16 protein-coding genes and 1 other RNA gene are annotated in these 19,713 nt (G+C 66.4%); 4 read left to right on the forward strand and 13 right to left on the reverse strand.

Features of this window, described 5'->3' with window-relative positions:
- Positions 1-195: 195 nt before the first annotated feature.
- Both ffs and ubiD read right to left on the reverse strand, forming a co-directional pair.
- Positions 196-294, reverse strand: an RNA gene (gene ffs / locus NMB41_RS16540) — signal recognition particle sRNA small type.
- 87 nt (positions 295-381) lie between these two features.
- Positions 382-1,866: a 4-hydroxy-3-polyprenylbenzoate decarboxylase gene (gene ubiD / locus NMB41_RS16545; RefSeq protein WP_494378899.1), complete on the reverse strand. Its 1,485-nt coding sequence runs from the start codon at positions 1,864-1,866 to the stop codon at positions 382-384.
- Positions 1,867-2,437: 571 nt separating this feature from the next.
- On the opposite strand from ubiD, the gene NMB41_RS16550 reads away from it, so the two are divergent.
- Positions 2,438-3,253, forward strand: a complete 816-nt coding sequence (locus tag NMB41_RS16550; protein WP_494378900.1) for a transglycosylase SLT domain-containing protein — start codon at positions 2,438-2,440, stop codon at positions 3,251-3,253.
- Positions 3,254-3,532: 279 nt separating this feature from the next.
- On the opposite strand, the gene nusB is transcribed toward NMB41_RS16550, so the two are convergent.
- From nusB to ribBA, 3 genes are all read right to left on the reverse strand, one after another.
- The gene (nusB, locus tag NMB41_RS16555; RefSeq protein WP_494378901.1) at positions 3,533-4,003 is read right to left on the reverse strand and encodes a transcription antitermination factor NusB; all 471 of its coding nucleotides are present in this window, start codon (positions 4,001-4,003) and stop codon (positions 3,533-3,535) included.
- 11 nt (positions 4,004-4,014) lie between these two features.
- Entirely contained in the window at positions 4,015-4,500 is a 486-nt protein-coding gene (ribH, locus tag NMB41_RS16560; RefSeq protein ID WP_494378902.1) for a 6,7-dimethyl-8-ribityllumazine synthase, read from the reverse strand.
- A 167-nt stretch (positions 4,501-4,667) separates the two neighbouring features.
- Entirely contained in the window at positions 4,668-5,780 is a 1,113-nt protein-coding gene (ribBA, locus tag NMB41_RS16565) for a bifunctional 3,4-dihydroxy-2-butanone-4-phosphate synthase/GTP cyclohydrolase II (protein ID WP_494378903.1), read from the reverse strand.
- 350 nt (positions 5,781-6,130) lie between these two features.
- Here ribBA and NMB41_RS16570 point away from each other — a divergent pair, with 350 nt between their 5' ends.
- Positions 6,131-8,824 (forward strand): two-component system response regulator, encoded by a 2,694-nt coding sequence (locus tag NMB41_RS16570; protein ID WP_494378904.1) that lies wholly within the window; start codon positions 6,131-6,133, stop codon positions 8,822-8,824.
- A 59-nt stretch (positions 8,825-8,883) separates the two neighbouring features.
- Positions 8,884-11,736, forward strand: a complete 2,853-nt coding sequence (locus tag NMB41_RS16575; RefSeq protein ID WP_494378905.1) for a M16 family metallopeptidase — start codon at positions 8,884-8,886, stop codon at positions 11,734-11,736.
- A 69-nt stretch (positions 11,737-11,805) separates the two neighbouring features.
- On the opposite strand, the gene NMB41_RS16580 is transcribed toward NMB41_RS16575, so the two are convergent.
- Positions 11,806-13,749, reverse strand: a complete 1,944-nt coding sequence (locus NMB41_RS16580; protein ID WP_494378906.1) for a S9 family peptidase — start codon at positions 13,747-13,749, stop codon at positions 11,806-11,808.
- A gap of 200 nt (positions 13,750-13,949) precedes the next feature.
- Here NMB41_RS16580 and NMB41_RS16585 point away from each other — a divergent pair, with 200 nt between their 5' ends.
- Positions 13,950-14,768 (forward strand): nuclease-related domain-containing protein, encoded by an 819-nt coding sequence (locus tag NMB41_RS16585; RefSeq protein ID WP_494378907.1) that lies wholly within the window; start codon positions 13,950-13,952, stop codon positions 14,766-14,768.
- Here the strand turns inward: NMB41_RS16585 and NMB41_RS16590 are convergent.
- The 7 genes from NMB41_RS16590 to pilV are packed head-to-tail and all read right to left on the reverse strand — an operon-like array spanning position 14,732 to position 19,628.
- A complete protein-coding gene (locus tag NMB41_RS16590; protein WP_494378908.1) occupies positions 14,732-15,361 on the reverse strand; it encodes a riboflavin synthase in 630 nt (209 codons plus the stop codon). The two genes, NMB41_RS16585 and NMB41_RS16590, sit on opposite strands and share 37 nt — an antisense overlap.
- A gap of 12 nt (positions 15,362-15,373) precedes the next feature.
- A complete protein-coding gene (gene ribD / locus NMB41_RS16595; protein WP_494382858.1) occupies positions 15,374-16,453 on the reverse strand; it encodes a bifunctional diaminohydroxyphosphoribosylaminopyrimidine deaminase/5-amino-6-(5-phosphoribosylamino)uracil reductase RibD in 1,080 nt (359 codons plus the stop codon).
- Between the two features lie 41 nt (positions 16,454-16,494).
- Positions 16,495-17,055: a GspH/FimT family pseudopilin gene (locus tag NMB41_RS16600; protein ID WP_494378909.1), complete on the reverse strand. Its 561-nt coding sequence runs from the start codon at positions 17,053-17,055 to the stop codon at positions 16,495-16,497.
- On the reverse strand, positions 17,052-17,492 hold the full coding sequence (locus NMB41_RS16605; protein WP_494378910.1) for a type IV pilin protein: 441 nt from the start codon (positions 17,490-17,492) through the stop codon (positions 17,052-17,054). The genes NMB41_RS16600 and NMB41_RS16605 overlap by 4 nt, the downstream gene beginning before the upstream one ends.
- Positions 17,493-17,513: 21 nt before the next feature.
- Positions 17,514-18,140 carry a pilus assembly PilX family protein gene (locus NMB41_RS16610; RefSeq protein WP_494378911.1) on the reverse strand — a complete coding sequence of 209 codons (627 nt, stop codon included), beginning with the start codon at positions 18,138-18,140 and terminating at the stop codon, positions 17,514-17,516.
- A gap of 7 nt (positions 18,141-18,147) precedes the next feature.
- Positions 18,148-19,080, reverse strand: a complete 933-nt coding sequence (locus tag NMB41_RS16615) for a PilW family protein (RefSeq protein WP_494378912.1) — start codon at positions 19,078-19,080, stop codon at positions 18,148-18,150.
- A complete protein-coding gene (gene pilV / locus NMB41_RS16620) occupies positions 19,077-19,628 on the reverse strand; it encodes a type IV pilus modification protein PilV (RefSeq protein WP_494378913.1) in 552 nt (183 codons plus the stop codon). Before pilV ends, NMB41_RS16615 begins: the two co-directional genes overlap by 4 nt.
- Positions 19,629-19,713 lie beyond the last annotated feature (85 nt).

Here is a 19,713-nt window from a genome sequence, read left to right on the forward strand (position 1 = left end):
AATACAGCAATATTGTTGCCGCACAGAACTATAATTAACAGAAAAACGGGACAATGCTGTCCCGGCAACTACCGAATTTGACGAAAAAACAATTGTTTATTCAAGTCCAACAAATGTTCGTGTCGCGCGGCGGATGCGCGCGACAAAACGGCAGCGCGGTGCTGGCGAAAGATCGATGGGGGGGATAAAAAGGAAGGAGGCGAGCCTGATCTGCGGCACTTGCGGTGAACGGCTTTGGCTGCTTCGTTCCCGACCTGACCAGGTAAACCATGCCACAATGCGCAGGGGCCCGCCAGACCGCATTATAACCGAGGCCACGCGGCTTGTGGCGCGGTTTTTATTCTGGCCAGAAACGGGCGGCGTGCGCCGCCCTCCTCTGCATCAAATGCCCAGCTCCTGCCACAGCGTATCGATGCGCGTCTTGATTTCCGGCGACATCGTGATCGGCGTGCCCCACTCGCGGTTGGTCTCGCCCGGCCACTTGTTGGTGGCGTCGATCCCCATCTTGCTGCCCAGCCCGCTGATCGGCGAAGCGAAGTCGAGGTAATCGATCGGCGTATTATCGACCAGCACCGTGTCGCGGGTCGGATCGACCCGGGTCGTGATGGCCCAGATGACTTCCTTCCAGTCGCGCACGTCGACGTCCTCGTCGACCACGACGATGAACTTCGTATACATGAACTGGCGCAAGAAACTCCAGACCCCGAACATGACGCGCTTGGCGTGCCCGGCGTACTGCTTCTTCATCTGCACCACGGCCATGCGGTAGCTGCAGCCTTCCGGCGGCAAATAAAAGTCCGTGATCTCGCTGAACTGTTTTTGCAGCAGCGGAATGAACACTTCGTTCAGCGCCACGCCCAGCACGGCCGGCTCGTCCGGCGGCTTGCCGGTATAGGTCGAGTGGTAGATCGGGTCGCGCCGCATGGTGATGCGGTCGATGGTGAAGACCGGGAAACTGTCCTGCTCGTTGTAGTAACCCGTATGGTCGCCATACGGCCCTTCCATCGCATGCTCGAAGCCGGACGGGTGGTTCGCATCCGGATAGATATGCCCTTCCAGTACGATCTCGGCGGAGGCCGGCACGCGCAGCTCGCTGCCGATGGCTTTGGTGAGCGTCGTGCGCTGGCCGCGCAGGAGGCCTGCGAACTGGTATTCCGACAGGCTGTCCGGCACCGGCGTCACCGCACCCAGGATGGTGGCCGGATCGGCGCCGAGGGCCACGGCCACCGGATAGGGCTGGCCCGGATTGGCGATCGCATGCTCGCGGAAGTCGAGCGCGCCGCCGCGGTGCGCCAGCCAGCGCATGATGACCTTGTTCGGCCCCAGCACCTGCTGGCGGTAGATGCCCAGGTTCTGGCGCTTCTTGTTCGGTCCCTTGGTAATGACCAGGCCCCAGGTAATGAGGGGCGCGACGTCGCCCGGCCAGCAGTGCTGGATCGGCAGCCGAGACAAATCGACGTCATTGCCTTCCCAGACGATGTCCTGGCAGGGGGCGCCCTTCACTTCCTTCGGCGCCATGTCCCACACGGCTTTCACGAGCGACCCGAGACCCATGAGGTCCTTGAAGCCGCGCGGCGGCTCCGGCTCCTTCAGCCGCGCCAGCACGTGGCCGATGCGGCGCAATTCGCTGACGCTGTCGGCGCCCATGCCCATCGCCACGCGTTGCGGCGTGCCGAACAGGTTGGTCAGCACCGGAATAGTGTGCCCGGTCGGATTTTCGAAGAGTAGCGCCGGTCCGCCGGCGCGCAGCACCCGATCCGACACCTCGGTCATCTCGAGATACGGCGAAACCGGGGCAGTTACACGCTTTAAGTCGCTATTTAGTTGCAATTGGGACATAAAATCCCGAAGATCTGAATATTTCATCAAGTTTTGCTTGTTTTTTCGATTGCTTGCGGTTAATCAAATTGCGCCGCCAAGTGTTTGATTTGGCAAGGTATTGCTGAGCTCAATGGCGAAAAGTCAGATCTAAAAGTAATAAAGCGCAGTCGTGCTAGTATTGACTTGGTATAAACGACCTCCTACAATCGCACCTACTTGATGAGACGGCCATTTTTAAAAGCAGATTGTAGCCGCTCTCATAACTTCACGGGGTCGGGGCCCCAACGACATTTTTAAGGAGTGTTTCCTCCAGGCTTCTGCCTGAACCCCCGACACAGTTGTTGAGCCACTGGACCATCCCCATCGGGAATCGGCCAGCTGAAGCAAAGCAATGACGGCGTTTTGGCCTTCCACACTTGGAGGCCCTGACGATTTTTCTGATGCACGGCATTGGTAACCACCGTAGCGCTTCAAGCGCCACGACGGGATCCTTTTCGCCGCGACAAAGGGGACTTCGATGAGCAAAAGTTTCATCGGCACGAGCGCAAAGCTCGTCCAATCCATGGCCAGCCAGCCAGTCACGTTTTCACAAGTGAGCAAAACGGTACGCGGTCTCATGACCACGATGCAACACACCCTGACCGCGTTCGGTCTCTCGGCAGTGGCGGTACTTGCCCTGCTCTACACGAACCCGGATGCAGCGAAAAAGGTTTCTGAGTTCTTGTATCCAGAAACGACCGCCGCTTCCGCACCTGTTGCCACCATCGTGGCCGCCGCCCCAGCGCCGCTCCAGGACGTCGCGGTGGCAACGACGCATGACCAGCTCGAGGTCAAGCACCTCGGCAACAGCAAGCAGCAGCAGAACGTGACCTCCTGGCTGGCCAAGCGCTACCGGGTGGCAGGCGACGCGGCCAACATGCTGGTCTCGACGGCCTACATGACGGCCCACGAGATCAAGCTCGACCCGCTCCTGATCCTGGCCGTGATGGCCATCGAATCGGGCCTGAATCCCTTCGCGGAAAGCGCGATGGGCGCCAAGGGCCTGATGCAGGTGATGGCAAAGGTGCACCATGACAAGTTCCAGGAAGTCGGCGGCGCCCAGGCGGCCCTGAATCCGGTTGCCAACATCCGTGTCGGCGCCCAGATCCTGAAGGATTACGTCAAGCGCACCGGTTCCATTGAAGGCGGTCTCAAGACCTATGTCGGCGCTGCCGACATGGAAAGCGATTCCGGCTACGGGGCCAAGGTGCTGGCGGAATACCACCGCCTGAAGCAAGTTGCCGGCGGCAAGAAGGTCCCGACCACCAATGTCGCGCCTCCGACCCAGATGGTGGTGAAAGCCGCCCCTGCCGCAGCCAAGCCGGCGGCCGCGCCGAAGGCCGAGGAGCCAGTCGCCGCCGAACCGCATGCGGAAGCGCTGGCAACGCTGTAAGCTGTCACGACAGGACGTTCGCGTCACCTGGCCACCGCTTGCGGTGGCTTTTTTTATAAGTGCCTGCGTCGAGGTAATCGTAGGGTGGGCTCTTGAGCCCACGCGGTATCCCGTATGCGCGTCGCACCGCTCTCCGGAGACGACATGCCAGCGCATCGGCACGGCCGCGTGGGCACGAGTGCCCACCCTACGATTTGCAAACGCACCGTCCAACAAAAAAGCCACCGCGCCCGAGGGCAACGGTGGCTTTTCGCCATCCCTACTATATATAGCTGGAAATCAACGCCGGGCGTCGGCGCCGACCTCTTCCGGACGCAATTGCGAAGCCAGCTTGTCGAGCACGCCATTGACGTACTTGTGGCCATCGATACCGCCGAAGGACTTGGTCAGCTCGACCGCTTCGTTGATGACGACGCGGTAAGGGATTTCCGGGTGGTTCTTCAGCTCGAACGCGCCCAGCAGCAGCACGCCGTGCTCGATCGGCGACAGTTCGGCCACCGTGCGGTCGATCAGCGGGGCGATCGTCTCGCGCAGCGCGACCGAGGTCGCGATGGTGCCGTTCAGCAGGGTCGAGAAATACTCGCCGTCGGCCTTGTCGAAACCGTGGGCGGCGCGGATGTTGCTGGCCACCTGGGAGGATGGCTCGTTATTGAGCAGCCATTGGTACAGGCCCTGCAGCGCGAACTCGCGCGCGCGGTGGCGCGGGGTGCGGTTCTTGCTCGGGTTGGCGTGGGTCGTCTTGTCGGTCATGATCGTCCTTCTTACTCTTCTTCTTCCTCAGGGTGCAGCTCTTCCAGCGCCAGCAGCAGGTTGGCCATCTCGACCGCCACCTTGGCCGCGTCGGCGCCCTTTTCGGCCATGCGCACTTCAGCCTGCTCGTCGGTCTCGGTGGTGAGAATGGCGTTGGCGATCGGGATGCCGTAGTCCAGGCCGATGCGGGTGATGCCGGCGCCGGACTCGTTCGAGACCAGCTCGAAGTGGTAGGTCTCGCCGCGGATGACCGCGCCGAGCGCGATCAGCGCGTCGAACTGCTGGGTCTCGGCCATCTTTTGCAGGGCCAGCGGCACTTCCAGCGCGCCCGGCACGGTCACGTGCAGGATGTCTTCGTCGGCCACGCCCAGACGCTTGAGCTCGGCGAGGCAGGACGACAGCAGGCCATGCCCGACGTCGGCATTGAAGCGCGCCTGCACGATACCGATGCGCAGGTCCTCGCCTGTCATGTTGCTTTCATAAGTTCCTACCGTCATGGCTGCCCTCTTTCGTATTGTCTTTAAGTGATTATGAATCCTACAGCGTCTCGAAGCCTCGAGAAACCGTAGCGAGCGGAAGAAATTTCGGTCGAGAAGCGCAGCTGTACAAATGTACAGCGAGCATCGCAGACCGAAAGTTCGACGCGCAGTAGGTTTATCGAGGCTTAATCCACAGGATTCGCAATGTAGCCTGTGACTTCCAGGTCGAAGCCCGTCATCGACGGCATCTTGCGCGGATTGGCCAGCAGCTTCATCTTGCCCACGCCGAGTTCCTTCAGGATCTGGGCGCCGATGCCGTAAGTACGCAGGTCCATCGTCGCGGCGCGGCCGGTCGGGCGCGCACCCGGCGCGTCCAGCGAACTGAACTGCGCGAACAGCTGCTCGGCCGTCTCGCCGCAGTTGAGCAGCACGACGACGCCGGACTCGCTCTTCTTGATCGCTTCCATCGCCGAGGCCATGGTCCAGGAATGGGTCGTGGCGCGGTGTTCCAGCACGTCCAGGATCGAGACCGGCTGGTGCACGCGCACCAGGGTTTCGACCTCGCGTTTCAGTTCGCCATGCACCATCGCCAGGTGGGCGCTGCCGCTTGGCTTGTCGCGGTAGGCGATCAGCTTGAATTCGCCGTGCGCGGTGTTCAGGGTGCGCTCGGCCACGCGCTCGACCAGGCTCTCGTTCTCGCTGCGGTAGTGGATCAGGTCGGCAATCGTGCCGATCTTCAGGTTGTGCTCTTTTGCGAACTCGATCAGGTCCGGCAGGCGCGCCATGGTGCCGTCTTCCTTGATGATCTCGCAGATCACCGAGGCCGGGGTCAGGCCGCCCATCTCGGTCAGGTCGCAGCCCGCCTCGGTGTGGCCGGCGCGCATCAGGACGCCGCCCTTGACCGCGCGCAGCGGGAAGATGTGGCCCGGCTGGACCAGGTCGTCGGGCGTGGCGCCCTTGTTCACGGCAACCTGGATGGTGCGTGCGCGGTCGGCTGCCGAGATGCCGGTGGTGACGCCTTCGGCCGCTTCGATCGAGACCGTGAAATTGGTGCCGAACGAGGTGCCGTTGCGGCTCGTCATCATCGGCAGGGCAAGCTTGTCGCAGATCTCTTCGGACAAGGTCAGGCAGACCAGGCCGCGCGCATGGCGGATCATGAAATTGATCGCCTCGGGCGTGACGAAGTCCGCCGCCAGGACCAGGTCGCCCTCGTTTTCGCGGTCTTCTTCGTCGACCAAAATGACCATGCGGCCGGCGCGAAGTTCGGCAACGATTTCCTGGGTGCTGGAGATAGACATGCGGATTTCCTTGAAACGGTGACGCGTCGTGCGTAATCCGCTATTTTAAAGGATTTACCGGGTTTCAACCGAGTCGATGGAGAGAACTCGGCAGGACATTTTCGCCTGCAAGCCGAAATTGAACACGCTATCCGTTGCGCAACAGCAACATATTACAGTTGTTCAAAAACAATTGTTAATTCCTATGTTTTAATATGCAACTTTGTGGTGTTTGCGACATCCACAGGATTATGATTGATCGCAATCAGGTCTAACGTGCCGGCGTGCTGCCGCGGGCGCATTCATGGAGTTGTCATGCTGGTTTCGAATTTTGTCCCCCAGGCCACTGCCGCAGCGCGAAAGAGTCATTGATGGCCACCATTCTGATTGTCGATGACCGTCCGAGCAACCGTGCCTACCTGCTGGCCCTGCTCGGCTTTACCGAACACCGGCTGCTCGAAGCCGAAGACGGCGCCGCGGCCCTGCAGCTGGTGCGCGCCGAGCACCCCGACCTGATCATCACCGACATCCTGATGCCGACCATGGACGGCTACGAGTTCGTCCAGCGCCTGCGCGCCGACCGCGCCCTGGCCGCCACCCGCGTGATCTTCTATTCCGCCGTCTACGCCGAGCGCGAGACGGTGGCCATGGCGCGCAGCTGCGGGGTGCAGACCGTGCTCTCCAAGCCGTCCGACCCGCAGGACATCATGAATGCGGTCAATGCCGAGCTGGGATTGTCGGCAGCCGCGGCTCCGCAGGACGCTGCGGTCGCAACGCGCAGCGCGGGCGGCTTCCTGCCCCCGCCCGTCACGCCACCCGCCGACAGCCGCCTCGCCGCGCGCCTGGCCGCGCTCGAAGATATGTCCCTGCACATGGCCGGCGAACGCCGCGCCGAGGGCCTGGTCGAGGTCTTCCTGCAGGCCGCGGCAAGCATCCTCGACGCCGACCAGCTGGCCCTGTGCCTGCTCGAGGGCGACGAACGCACGGTCCGCCACCTGAGCGCGCGCGGCCTCGACCATGCGCTCCTGCTGCCGCATGCGACCGGCACGCGCCTGCCCGGCGCGCTGCTGCAATCGCGCCAGGCCCTGCTGCTGGCCAAAGGCGACCCGCTGCTGGGCACCCTGCCGCCCGGACTGCCGCGCTGCGGCTCCTTCCTCGGCCTGCCGGTGCGCTGCCTGCGCAACCTGTATGGCTGGGTGTACTTCGTGCGCGCCCCAAGCGCGGCGCCCTTCGGACTCGAAGACGAGCGCTGGGCCCTGGTCCTGGCCGCGCACCTGGCGCTGGCCTACGAAAGCCTGAACCTGTACGGCGTCGTCCAGCGCCACGCGGCCCAGCTGCAGCTGGAAGCGACCGCCCGCGCCCAGGCCGACGCCGCCCTGCGCGAGAGCGAACACCGGCTCGAGCTCGCCCGCCAGGTCTTCGACAGCACCCAGGAAAGCATCATGATGACGGACGCCTGCGCGAACATCGTCGCGGTCAATCCGGCCTTCGAGCGCATCACCGGTTTCCGCGAAGCGGACGTGATTGGCCTGAACCCGCGCGTGCTGCGCTCGGGCCGCCATGAAACGCTCTTCTACCGCGCCATGTGGGAGGGCCTGGAACAGAACGGCCAGTGGCGCGGCGAAATCTGGAACCGCCGGAAAAACGGCGAGGTTTATCCGGAGCGCACCAGTATCAGCGCAGTGCGCGACGACGAAGGCAAGCTGACAGCCTATGTCTCGGTCTCGACGGACATGTCGGCCTTGATCGCGGCCCACAACCAGCTCGACTTCCTGTCGAACCACGACGCCCTGACCCTGCTGCCGAACCGCTCGCTGTTCCACGACCGCCTGCAGCAGTCGATCGCGGCGGCGCGGCGCGACGGCAGCCAGCTGGCCCTGCTGCTGGTGAACGTCGACCGCCTCTCGCGCATCAACGACAGCCTCGGGCACGCCGCCGGCGACACCCTGCTGCGCGAAGTGGCGCGCCGCGCCAGCGACATCGCGTGCGCCGCCGATACTGTCGCGCGCCTGTCGGGCGACGAGTTCGTCCTGCTCACCAGCTGCGAAGATACCGAGGACATCATCCTCAAGGCCCAGCGCCTGATCGAGGCCATCGCCCAGCCGTTTGCGGTGGACGGGCACGACGTCGTCGTCACCGGCAGCATCGGCATCAGCGTCTTCCCGCGCGACGGCGACGCCCCCGGCGACCTGCTGAAAGCCGCCGACGCGGCGCTGGCGCACCAGAAGGACGCCGGCCGCAATGGCTTCCGCTTCTTCAAGGGCGAGATGAACGCCCAGGCGATGCGCTGGCTGGCGCTGGAAACGCGCCTGCGCCGCGCCATCGGCCAGGCCGAACTGGCCCTGCACTACCAGCCGCAGTTGGCGCGCGTGTCCGGCGAGGTGCTCGGCATGGAAGCGCTGCTGCGCTGGCACAGTTCGGAACTGGGCCGCGTCTCGCCCGCCGATTTCATCCCGCTGGCCGAGGACACCGGCCTGATCCTGCCGATCGGCGACTGGGTGATCCGCCAGGCCTGCCTGCAGAACAAGGCCTGGCAGGATGCCGGCCTGCCCTGCGTGACGGTGGCGGTGAACGTCTCGGCGCACCAGTTCAAGGCCGGCACCGTGCCCGCCGTGGTGCGCGCGGCTCTGGCCGAATCCGGCCTGGAAGCGCGTTATCTTGAAGTCGAACTCACCGAAAGCGTGATGATGGGCGACACCACGGCGGCCGAAGCCCAGCTGGCCGAGCTGCGCGCGATGGGCGTGTCGCTCTCGCTCGACGATTTCGGCACCGGCTACTCCTCGCTCGGCTACCTGTCGCGCTTCTCGCTCGACAAGCTCAAGATCGACCAGGCGTTTGTCCGCAACATCACGACCGACCCGCGCAGCGCCGCCATTGCCCAGGCCACGATCGCGCTGGCCGAAGGCCTGTCGCTGAAGGTGGTGGCCGAAGGCGTCGAGACGATCGCCCAGCGCGACTTCCTCGGCAAGATCGGCTGCGAAGTGCTGCAGGGTTATCTCTACAGCATGCCGCTACCGGCGCGCGAGATGGAAATGCTGCTGCAGGCGGGACGCGTGAACGTTTGAAATCCTGGCGCGCTCTCCCGTTACAATGGCCGCTCGACGCCATTCAACGGAAGACCCCGATGTTCTTTCAACACCTACGCAGCGCCTGCCTGGCCGCAGCCCTCCTCTCGGTATCGTTTGTCGCAAGCGCCGCCCTCAAGCTCGATGCGCCCATTCCCGTCGGCCCGCAAGTCAAGGTCGGCAAGCTCGCCAACGGCCTGACCTATTACGTCCAGAAGAACGCGCGCCCCGAACGCAAGCTCGAATTGCGCCTGGTGATCAAGGCCGGCTCGATCCTGGAGGACGAGGACCAGCAGGGCCTGGCGCATTTTGTGGAGCACATGGCCTTCAATGGGTCGACCAACTTCAAGAAGCACGAGCTGGTCGACTATCTGCAATCGATCGGCGTCAAGTTCGGCGCCGACCTGAATGCCTACACCTCCTTCGACGAAACCGTCTATATCCTGCCGATCCCGCTCGACCGCCCGGAAAACCTCGGCAAGGCGTTCCAGGTGCTGGAAGACTGGGCGCATGGCCTGGCCTTCGACGAAGCCGTCATCGAGAAGGAGCGCGGCATCGTGCTCGAAGAACTGCGGCTCGGGAAAGGCGCGGGTGACCGCATCGGCAAGCAGATTTATCCGAAGATCTACAACGGCTCGCGCTATGCCGAGCGCCTGCCGATCGGCAAAGAGGAAGTGCTGCGCAACTTCAAGCCCGACACCCTGCGCCGCTATTACCGCGACTGGTACCGGCCCGACCTGATGGCGGTGGTGGCGGTGGGCGACATCGATCCGAAGGCGATCGAAAAGCTGGTCAAGGTCCACTTCTCGAAACTCAAGAATCCGAAGCCCGCGCGCCCCCGCGTGTACGCCGAGATCCCGCGCCGCGAAGAGACCGAAGCGGTCGTCGTCCAGGACCGCGAGGCCGGCGGCAACAGCATCCTGGTGCGCTACCCGGTGCAGCCGGTGCGCGAACCCGACACGGTGCGCGGCTACCGCGAGCAGCTGGTCGAAAGCCTGTTCGCCAGCATGCTCGGCTACCGCCTGGTCGAACTGTCGCAACTGGCCGAGCCGCCCTTCCTGGGTGGCGGCAGCGCCTTCGGCAAACTCACGCCCTTCTACAAATCCTTCAATGCCAGCGCGGCCGTCGGCCCGGGCGGCGCACCGAAAGCGATCGAGGCCCTAGTGCGCGAAAACGAGCGCGCGCGCCGCTACGGTTTTGGTGCCGGCGAATTCGACCGCGCGCGCAAGAACCTGCTGCGCACTTACGAGCGCCTGTACAGCGAGCGCGAGAAGACCGACTCGGGCGTGTATGTCGCCGAATACCTGCGCAACTTCCTGCAGCAGGAACCGATTCCCGGCATGGCCGCCGAATACCGCTACGCCAGCGAAATGCTGCCCGGGATCACGCTCGACGAAATCAATGCCTATACGCGCCGCACGATTCCGGCCAACTCGGGCAAGCTGGTGATCTATACCGGCATCGAGCAGCCGGGCAGAGCGCCGCCGCAAGGCGAAGCGCTGCTGGCGGCCCTGGCCGCGGCGGAAAAGGCCGAGGTCGCGCCCTACGAAGAGAAGTCGCTCGGCACCGAGCTGCTGGCGCAGCCGCCGAAAGCGGGCAGCATCGTGCTTGAATCCGTCGACAAGACGCTCGGCCTGACCCGGTTGACGCTGTCGAACGGCGTCAAGGTGATCATGAAGCCGACCGATTTCCGCAACGACCAGGTCGTGATGAGCGCGGCGCGCTTCGGCGGCCAGAGCCTGTATGGCGAGGACGACATCCTGAACGCGCGCTACGCCAACGCGATCGTCGCCAGCATGGGGCTGAAGGATTATTCGCCGCTCGACCTGTCGAAAGTCCTGGCCGGAAAAGCCGCGGCAGTGACGATGGGCGTGGGCGCCTACAGCGAAGTGCTGGGCGCGTCCTCCGGCGCGACCGACATCGAGACCATGCTCCAGCTCCTGTGGCTGCGCTTCGACGCCGTGCGGCGCGACGAAGACCTGTTCAAGTCCTTCATCGGCAAGCAGGTGGAAGCGGCGCGCAACCGCCTGGCCCAGCCGGGCGCGCGCTTCGGCGACACCGTCGTCGCCGCCCTCTACGGCAACCACCCGCGCGCACCGCGTCCGCTGCGCCCGGAGGAGTTCAGCCAGATCAGCCTGGAACGCAGCATCGCGATCTACCGCGAGCGCTTCTCGAGCGCCAAGGACCTCACCTTCGTCATGGTCGGCAGTTTCGACCCCATCAAGGTCAAGCCACTGCTGGCCACCTATCTCGGCAGCCTGCCCACGCCCGACCTGCCGACCGCCTGGCGCGACGTTGGCCTGCGCCCGGTGAAGGGTGTCGTCAAGCGCGCCGTCTACAGCGGCAGCGAGCCGAAAAGCACGGTGTCGCTCACCTTCACGGGCGAGGCGCCCTTCTCGGAGCTCGAGCAGATGCGCCTGCAGGCGCTGGTCGAAGTGCTCAACATCCGCATCATCGAGGTCCTGCGCGAGCAGCTCTCGCTGATCTACGGCGGCAGCGCGGGGGCCTCGCTGGCGCGCATCCCCTACGGGAACTACACGCTGGCCGTGACGCTCCCGACCGGCCCTGAAAACGTCGACAAGGTGCTGGCCGCCACCTTCGCCGAATTCGAGCGCCTCAAGCGCGAAGGCCCGACGGCGGCCGACCTCACCAAGGTCAAGCAGAACTGGATCCAGAACCACCGCAAGGCGCTGCGCGAGAACGGCTACTGGCTGGGACGGATCCAGTCCGCGCTGCTGGACGGGACCGACCCGGCCGCGATCCTGACCCACGAAGAGCGCGTGAACGCCTTGAGTGCGGCGGAGGTGCAGGAGGCGGCGCGGCGTTACCTGAATACGGAGAATTACGTGCAGGTGGTGCTGTATCCGGAGAAAAAAGTAGAAGCAGTGCAGGCCGCTAATCAAGCGAACTGAAACGAAGGGACGTAGGGTGGGCGGGTTCCCCGCCCACGCGTTCAGCCAGTGCCGGCGTTTCCGTGCGATTCATTTCAAATACTTCTCAAACCACTCAATCGTCCGCCTGCGCTGATCAAGCTGATGCTCCGGCTTGCGAATCGCATGCCCTTCCCCATCGTAGATCACCAGCGCGGTCGGCGTGCCGATCGCGCGCAGGCCGTGCCAGAACTCCATCGACTGCGCCGCCGGCGTCTCGACGTCGCGCTCGCCCACATACATCAGGGTCGGCGTCGTCGCATTCCTGATCGACTCGATCGGCGAGGCCGCGCGGTAGACCGCGGGGTCGTCGTACATGGCGGCGCCAAAGAAGGGCACCATCCACTGGTCGATGCCGTTCTGGCCGTAGTAGCTGATCCAGTTGGCGATGCCGGCGCCGGCCACCGCCGCCTTGAAGCGCTTGCTGTGGGTGACGCCCCACATCGTCATGAAGCCGCCATACGAGTGGCCCATCAGGCCAAGGCGTTCGCCGTCGACGGGCGCCTCCTTGATGACCGCATCGACCCCGGCCAGGATGTCGCGCCAGTCGCCGCCGCCGAAGTCGCGCCGGTTCGCCTGGGTGAAAGCCAGGCCCTGGCCGAAGCTGCCGCGCGGGTTCGGCTGGAACACGTAATAGCCGCGCTCGACCAGTTCGCGCACCAGCGGGTTGCCAAAGTCGCCGGGAGCGACGAACCGGGGCGTGGCCGCCGATGCCGGGCCGCCGTGCACCAGCACGATCATCGGATGCTTCCTGCCCGCCTGCGGCTTCTTCGGCCCGATCAGCCAGCCCTGGCTGCGCATGCCCTCGTTGGTCCAGGTCAGGCTGCGGCTCGCCACTTGCGGCGCGAAGCCGGCATTGTCGCGCGTGACCGGCAACAGCGTGGGCAGGCGGCCGGCGACGATGCGCGGCGCCGTTTCATAGGTTTCGTGCACCGAGACCGTCGAGCTGCCGTCACCGCTGAAGACGAAGCGCCCGGCGCTCGAGCCATTCGCCGTCACCGCGCCGCGCCAGAGGGCGCGCGTGGTGCGCGCCGCCGGGTCGATCGCAACGACCGCCATCTCGCTGCCCTGCAGGGCTGAGGCCAGCAGGCCGCTGCCGCGCCAGGCCAGGCCGTTGAAGGAGCCGGGATAGTTCGGCGTCACGTCGACCGGCTCGCCCCCGGCGAAGGGCACCGTGAAGACGTTGCCGCCGACCGAGCCGAAGTCGCTCATCAGGCCGCCGACGAAGGCGACCGTCTGGCCGTCGGGCGAGAGGTGCGGCAGGCTGGCCTGCATCTTCGGGGCGGCGATGACGCGCAGCGCGCCGCTGTGCACGTCCACATGGCCGAGCGTGGCCACCCACCAGTTGTTGTCGCCATTCCCCCTGGCGCTGGTGGCGACGAAGCCGCGCCCGTCCGGCATCCAGTCGTATTCATAAACATAAGCGTCCGGCGGCGACACCAGGCGCAGCGTGCCGCCCGCGCTTGGGACCAGGGCGATGCGCTGCGCGTCGTCGCTGATGCCGATCTCGCCGACCTGGCGCGCGCCCGCCTCCACGGCGCCGGTCTGCTTCTTTGCGTCGACGGTGGCCAGCAGCGCGATGCTGGCGCCGTCGGGGGCCCAGCGCGCGGTATTGGCCACGCCCTTGACGCTGGCCGCGGCAGTGACCTTGCCTTCGCGCGCCACCCACAGGGTCGCCAGGCCCGCCGCGCGGTCGGCGCCGATGAAGGCGAGGGCCTTGCGGTCCGGCGACCAAGACGGGAAATCATAGGAACAGGTGGCGCAGGGGTCGTATTCGGCGGTGATCCTGCCGCTGGCGGCGTCGCGCACGACGATGCGCGCGTGCGCACGCTGGCCGGGAATGCCCGGGTCGCTCGATTCGATCGCGGCGATCGCTTCGCCGCCGCTGCTGATCGCCACCTGGCGGTATTCGCGCATCGATGCGCCCTGCGCCGCTGCCGCGCCAAGCAACACTGCCACCAGCGCCGCCCGCGCCATCCTGTTTTCAACGCTCATCGCTTCTCCTCGGTCCGGCCGCCGCGCCTTGTGCGGGCAAGCTCATGTTTGATTTGCTGCGCAGTCTACGCCCATTTGCCTGAGTCTGGAGCGCAACAAATTGGATGCAGACGGGATAATCTTGCTTGCCCTTAATGAAATCGATGTTGATTTATTGACGCAGAGCTAGAGTTGAAATTCGAGTTCAGGAGGAGTTGACCATGATCTACAAGGATGGCGACAACAAGATGCCGGTGGTCGCGATTTTGCAGCGCATGCTGGCGCTGGCAGGTCCCGACAAGCGGCCGCTGATCGAGCGCGAGCTGCGCATGATGCGCGCGGGGATAGCCGCCGAGCGCGAGGCGACCGGCCTGATCGACATGTACCTGAAAAACGCCACGCGCACGGCGGTCGTGCACGACCTGCGGCTGGTGTCGAAAGATGGCGAGGCGGCCCAGATCGACCACCTGCTGATCCACCGCTCGCGCCGCTTCTACCTGCTCGACACCAAGCAGTTCGCGCAGGGCCTGAAGATCACCGAGGAAGGCGACTTCCTGCGCTGGAACGAGGCGAGCAAGCGCCTGGAGCCGATGCCCTCGCCGCTGGACGCGCTGGCGCGCCAGGTCTCGGTGCTGCGCGACGCGCTCGAGCCCCTCGGGATGGACGATGCGCCGGTCGAGACGCTGGTGCTGCTGGCCCCGAATGCGCGCATCGACCGCCCGCGCCGCTTCGACAGCGCGCGCGTGATGAAGGCCGACCAATTCATGGAAAAGCTCAACAACGGCGCCGACCAGTCCCAGGTCGTGGCGGCCCTGGGCAACCTGAACCGGACAAGAATGCTTGATTCCATCGGCGACATCGCACAGCGCCTGATCGCCCTGCACCGCCCGTCGACGGCGGACACCATGGCCCGCTTCGGGCTAAGGCGCGATGCCCAGCCGGCACAGCCGGGCGACCCGGCAGCGCCGGAAGCGGAGCCCGACAACACGCTTGAAGCCGGAACTCAGAGCTTCGAAGCCGACAGCATGCGCTCGACGTAGCGCGCGATCAGGTCGATCTCGAGGTTCACTTTCGAACCGGCCTTCAGGTGCTTGAGCGTGGTGACTTCGATCGTGTGCGGGATCAGGTTGATCGAGAAGCGGCAAACCTTCGCGCCATCGAGCGCCAGGTCTTCCACCCGGTTCACGGTCAGCGACACGCCGTTGACCACCACCGAGCCTTTATAGGCAAGGAATTTGGCCAGTTCCTGCGGCGCGTCGATGACCAGCTCGCGCGATTCGCCCACCGGCTCGAAGCTGTGCACGGTGCCCAGGCCATCGACGTGGCCCGACACCAGGTGCCCGCCCAGGCGCTCGGCCAGGGTCAGCGCCTTTTCCAGGTTGACTTCGCCCATGGCATCCAGGCCGGCGGTCTTGCTCAGGCTTTCGCGCGACACGTCCACGCAGAAGCTCGACGTCGTCTTTTCGACGACCGTCATGCAGGCGCCGTTGATCGCGATCGAGTCGCCCAGGCCGACGTCCGCCAGCGGCAGGCCGCCGGCGTCGATCTGCAGGCGCACGCCGGCGTCCAGGCCACCGGCCAGGGGGGACACCGAGTTGATGTTGCCGACGGCGGCGACGATTCCAGTAAACATGCAGCGATTCCTTCAGGTTGATTGTTCGGTTTGCAAGCGCGCGAGGATGCGCAGGTCGGCGCCGACCGGCGTCACCGCATGGAAGCGCAGCGCGATCTTGTCGGCCAGGCGTGCCGGCGGCGGCAGCGCGAACATGCCCTGCCCGGCCCCGATCAGGGATGGGGCAAGGTAGACCAGCAGCTCGTCGACGCAGCCTTCGCGCACCAGCGAGGCGTTCAGCTTCGATCCCGCTTCGACGTGCACTTCGTTGATCTCGCGCCGGCCCAGTTCCAGCATCAGCGCCGGCAGGTCGACCTTGCCGGCCGCGTTGGCCAGCAGGATGACCTCGTGCCCGGCCGCGCGCAGCAGCGCTTGTTTTTCCGCGTCCGGTACGGCAGCGACGATCCAGCACGGCGCGCCCTGCAAAATACGGGCGTCCGGCGCGATGTCGAGGCGGCTGTCGACGATCACGCGGCGCGGCTGGCGCGGCGTGTCGATGCCGCGCACCGTCAGCTGCGGATCGTCGGCCTTCACGGTGCCGATCCCGGTCAGGATCACGCAGGCGCGCGCGCGCCAGGCATGGCCATCCTGGCGCGCTTCCGGTCCCGTAATCCACTGGCTCTCACCGTTCTCGAGCGCCGTCATGCCGTCCAGGCTGGCCGCCGTTTTCAGGCGCACCCAGGGCCGGCCACGGCGCATGCGCGAGAAGAAGCCGATGTTCAACTCGTAGGCCGCGTCGGCCAGGAGGCCGGAGGCGGTCGCGATGCCGGCCGCGTCCAGCTGTGCCATGCCACGCCCGGCCACCAGCGGGTTCGGGTCGCCCATCGCGGCCACCACGCGTCCGAGTCCCGCTTCGATCAGCGCGTTCGAGCACGGCGGCGTGCGGCCGTAATGGCTGCAGGGCTCGAGCGTGACATAGGCCGTCGCACCGCGCACATCGTTTCCGCGCGCGGCGGCGTCGCGCAGCGCCTGGATTTCGGCATGGGCCTGGCCGGCCGGCTGGGTGTGGCCGGCGCCGATCACTTCGCCGCCGCGCACGATCACGCAGCCCACGCGCGGGTTGGGGGCGGTGATAGTCATGCCCTTGGCGGCCCATTCCAGGGCCAGCGCCATGGCGTCGGTATCGGTATCGATGTGCACAGTGTCGTTCTTGGTCAGTCCAGGGAGGGCGCGTCGGCGCCGTCGCAGTTGTCGTCGCGCGCCGGGTTGCAGGCGCGCGCCCGGCCCAGCATGTTGATTTTAATACGCCGCGCCGCGCCGCCGTGGAACAGCGACAGCGTGCCCCAGCGCGCCGCGGCGCTGCTGGCCGCGCTGCAGCTGCGCCCGGCGCCATTGTAGGCGATGTAATACGGCGCTGCAGGACTCGTGAAGGCAAAGGCGCTGCCGAAGCCCTCCGCCAGCGCCTCGTGCACGGCCAGGACTTCGTCGCCCGGGCCGGGCACAGCGTCGCCGTCGCGGTCGACGAAGACGCGCCAGCCCTGCGCCCAGTCGACCCCGGCCGGGTCGCGCGGCACGACGAGGACGCGTTCGTTGCGCGCGATCGCCTGGGCCCGCGCCAGGCCGATCGCGCCGAACAGGTCGTGGGTAGCGGTGCGCAGCTGCTGGGCGCGCAGCAGGCCGGCCAGGTCGGGCAAGGCCACGCCCACCAGCACGGCGGCAATCGCGGTCACGACCAGCAGTTCGGGCAGCGAAAAGCCGGCCCGCGCCCGCCTCATGGCCAGCAGCGCTTCGACGGACCGCTGGCGCCCTGCTCGCCCGTGCTGAGCAAGGTCAGTGCGCCGCATTCGGCATCGCGAAAGCGAACGTCGACGTTCGCGGTGCCGGGACGCGCCCGCAGCTGCACGCAGTCGCGCAGCGTGCGCGCCGGGCAAGCCTCGGCATCGAGTTCGTAGAAGCTGGCGCCCGCCGCCGTTCCCGACCACCACGGCAAGCCCGCCACCGGCGCCGCGCTCGAAAACGCGATATAGCTGTGGTGCAGCGCGTGGTGCTGCTCCTGCTGCTGCATGGCCATGATCAGCGCGACCTTGCCCTCCATGCGCCGGGTCTTGGTGAGATAGGCGGCGTAATTCGGCCAGGCGATGCTGGCCAATATGGATACGATCAACAGCGCGACCAGCACTTCGATCAGGGTGAAACCGCGCATGCGCGCCATCGTCGTCTCCTCGGGAATGGGTCAATCGGATGCGGCCTTGTGCAGCGCCGGCCAGTTGGCGATCTCGCGCCAGCCCATGCGCCTGCCCGGCTGGCCGCCGGCGGCGCGCCGGTAATGGCCCTGCAGGACGACGACGGTGGCCGGGTCGGCGCCCACGCCGAGCGCGGTGATGCGAAACAGGGGCTGTGCGCCCGGCAGCAATTCGACCAGGTAGCGCGGCGCGCTAGCCGGCAGCGTGCCGAAACCCGTCGGCAGCGTTCGCCCGCTGAAGCGGCCGTATTCGACGCCCGCCTCCCCGGCCAGGTCGGCCGCCTGCCAGGCCGGCGGCGCCTTGCCCTGCGCCGGTTTGCACAAGCCCGCCATCTCGGCCTGGCCGCGGCAACGCTCGGAAAACGCATCCGCATCGATTGCGGCGAAAATGGCGGTGCGCGGCGACGCGGGCCCGGCGGCGCCGTCGATGTCGCGCTCGGCGTCGCGCAGCGCCGCTTCGGCCGCCGCATGTGCGACCTGGCGGTCGCGTTCGTAGCGCGCGGACTTGGCCCCGGCCAGCGCCGCGCGCGCCGCCGACAGCGACATCATCGACAGCGCCAGCATCAGGACCAGCATGGTGACGAGCGCGGCGCCGCGCTCCGGGCCGGCTATTCTCATGACCGGTTCAAGGCTGGGCCGCGCCGACCGCGAACACGGCGCTGAACAGCCGCCGCGACGGCGCCGGGCCGCTGCCGCTCAGCTGCGCCTGCGACAATTGAACGCCCGCGTCAGCACCGGCATGGGCAGCAGCATAGACCGGGCCGAACAAGGCGTAGGCCGCCGCCGGCATGGGCGCGGCCGTGGGGCGCTCCCCGTGCAGCAGCAGGGCTACCTGCACGCTGGCCACGCGCTTCCACCAGGTCTTTTCGTTCAGTTCGGCCTGGCCGCCGCCGGCCAGCGGCAGCGCCGCGTCCAATGCGGCCAGCGCGCTCGCGTTCACGTAGCGGTTCGGAATGCCGTCCGGCGGCGTGTCGGTATCGATGCCATACAAGACCTGGAAACCGTCGACGCCGGCCACGATCGCGTCCGCGCTCCAGTTGGCGGCGCCCCGATACTTGCAGCGCAGCTCGGCCAGGCCCTCGCTGTTCTTCGCGACATAGAAGATGCTCCAGCCCTCCTTGGCTTCGTGCACGGAGAAGCCGGCGCAGTTGATCACGCTGCCGTCGCCATCGGGCGCCGCGCCCGCGCCCGGATAACGCACCGCCAGCACGTCGCTGCCGTTCACGGCCGCGTCCACCGGTTTGTCGATGCCGCTGGTCGCCTTGCCGAGCGACTGGCCGTCGAGCCCCGCAAGCGGCGCCGGCAAGGCCTTGACGGGCGCGGCGCTGATCCGTTCCCAGTCGATGAAGGCGCCCTGGCGCACCGCGCGCCCGATCAGCGCCAGCGCGTAGCGCCCGCCGTCGTCGATGCCGGCCGCGTCTTCATGGGCGACATAGGCCCGGTTCGCGCCGATCATCAGCACGCCGCCGGCCAGCAGCACGCCAAGGCCGAGCGCCAGTGCGACCAGCAGTTCGGCAAGGGTAAGGCCGCCTTGAGCGCTCAGGCGAGGCGCGATCATCCCGCCACCACCATGGCAATGAAGGGCGCCGTCTCAGGCGCGGCTTCGCCCGCGCGCGCCGGCAAGCGCCAGCCCAGCTTGACCACCACCGGCGCATTGCCGCTGCCGCTGCAGGCCCACGTGAACGCCTGCAGCGTGGCGTCCCAGCCGCCGTCGTCGCGGCAGACCGCAATGCGCCCGCCGGGAAAGGCCGCGTGCACGATGCGCGCCGCGTCATAGAGGTCGTGCGCGGCCAGCTGGGCCGGGGCGCAATTGGCGGCGCCGAAACACTGCACGGGCGGCGGCGTGGGCGCGCCCGCAAGCGCGTCGTACTCGAACTGGAGATAGGGGTTGGAGGCGTCGGGCAGCGCCATTTGGGCGGCGTTGACGCGCATGCGCGCGCCCAGCGAGGCGGCGAGCTGCACCGCTTCGGATTCGAGCGCGGCCTGCTGGCGCAGGCGCGCCGCCGAGATCTGCGTGGCCGCCGCACCCACGACGCCCAGCGCCAGCACGCATAGCGCGACCAAGACCTCGACCAAAGTAAAACCGCCAGGACGACAGCGCAGCAAGGCACACCTCCACAGTTCAAGCGCGTCAATTCGCGCGAGCTGCGAAGTTATCAGTGAGGGTAAGGACGCGCCTGCGCTGGCTCAA

It is taken from the genome of Massilia sp. FBCC-B171, from assembly GCF_059134155.1.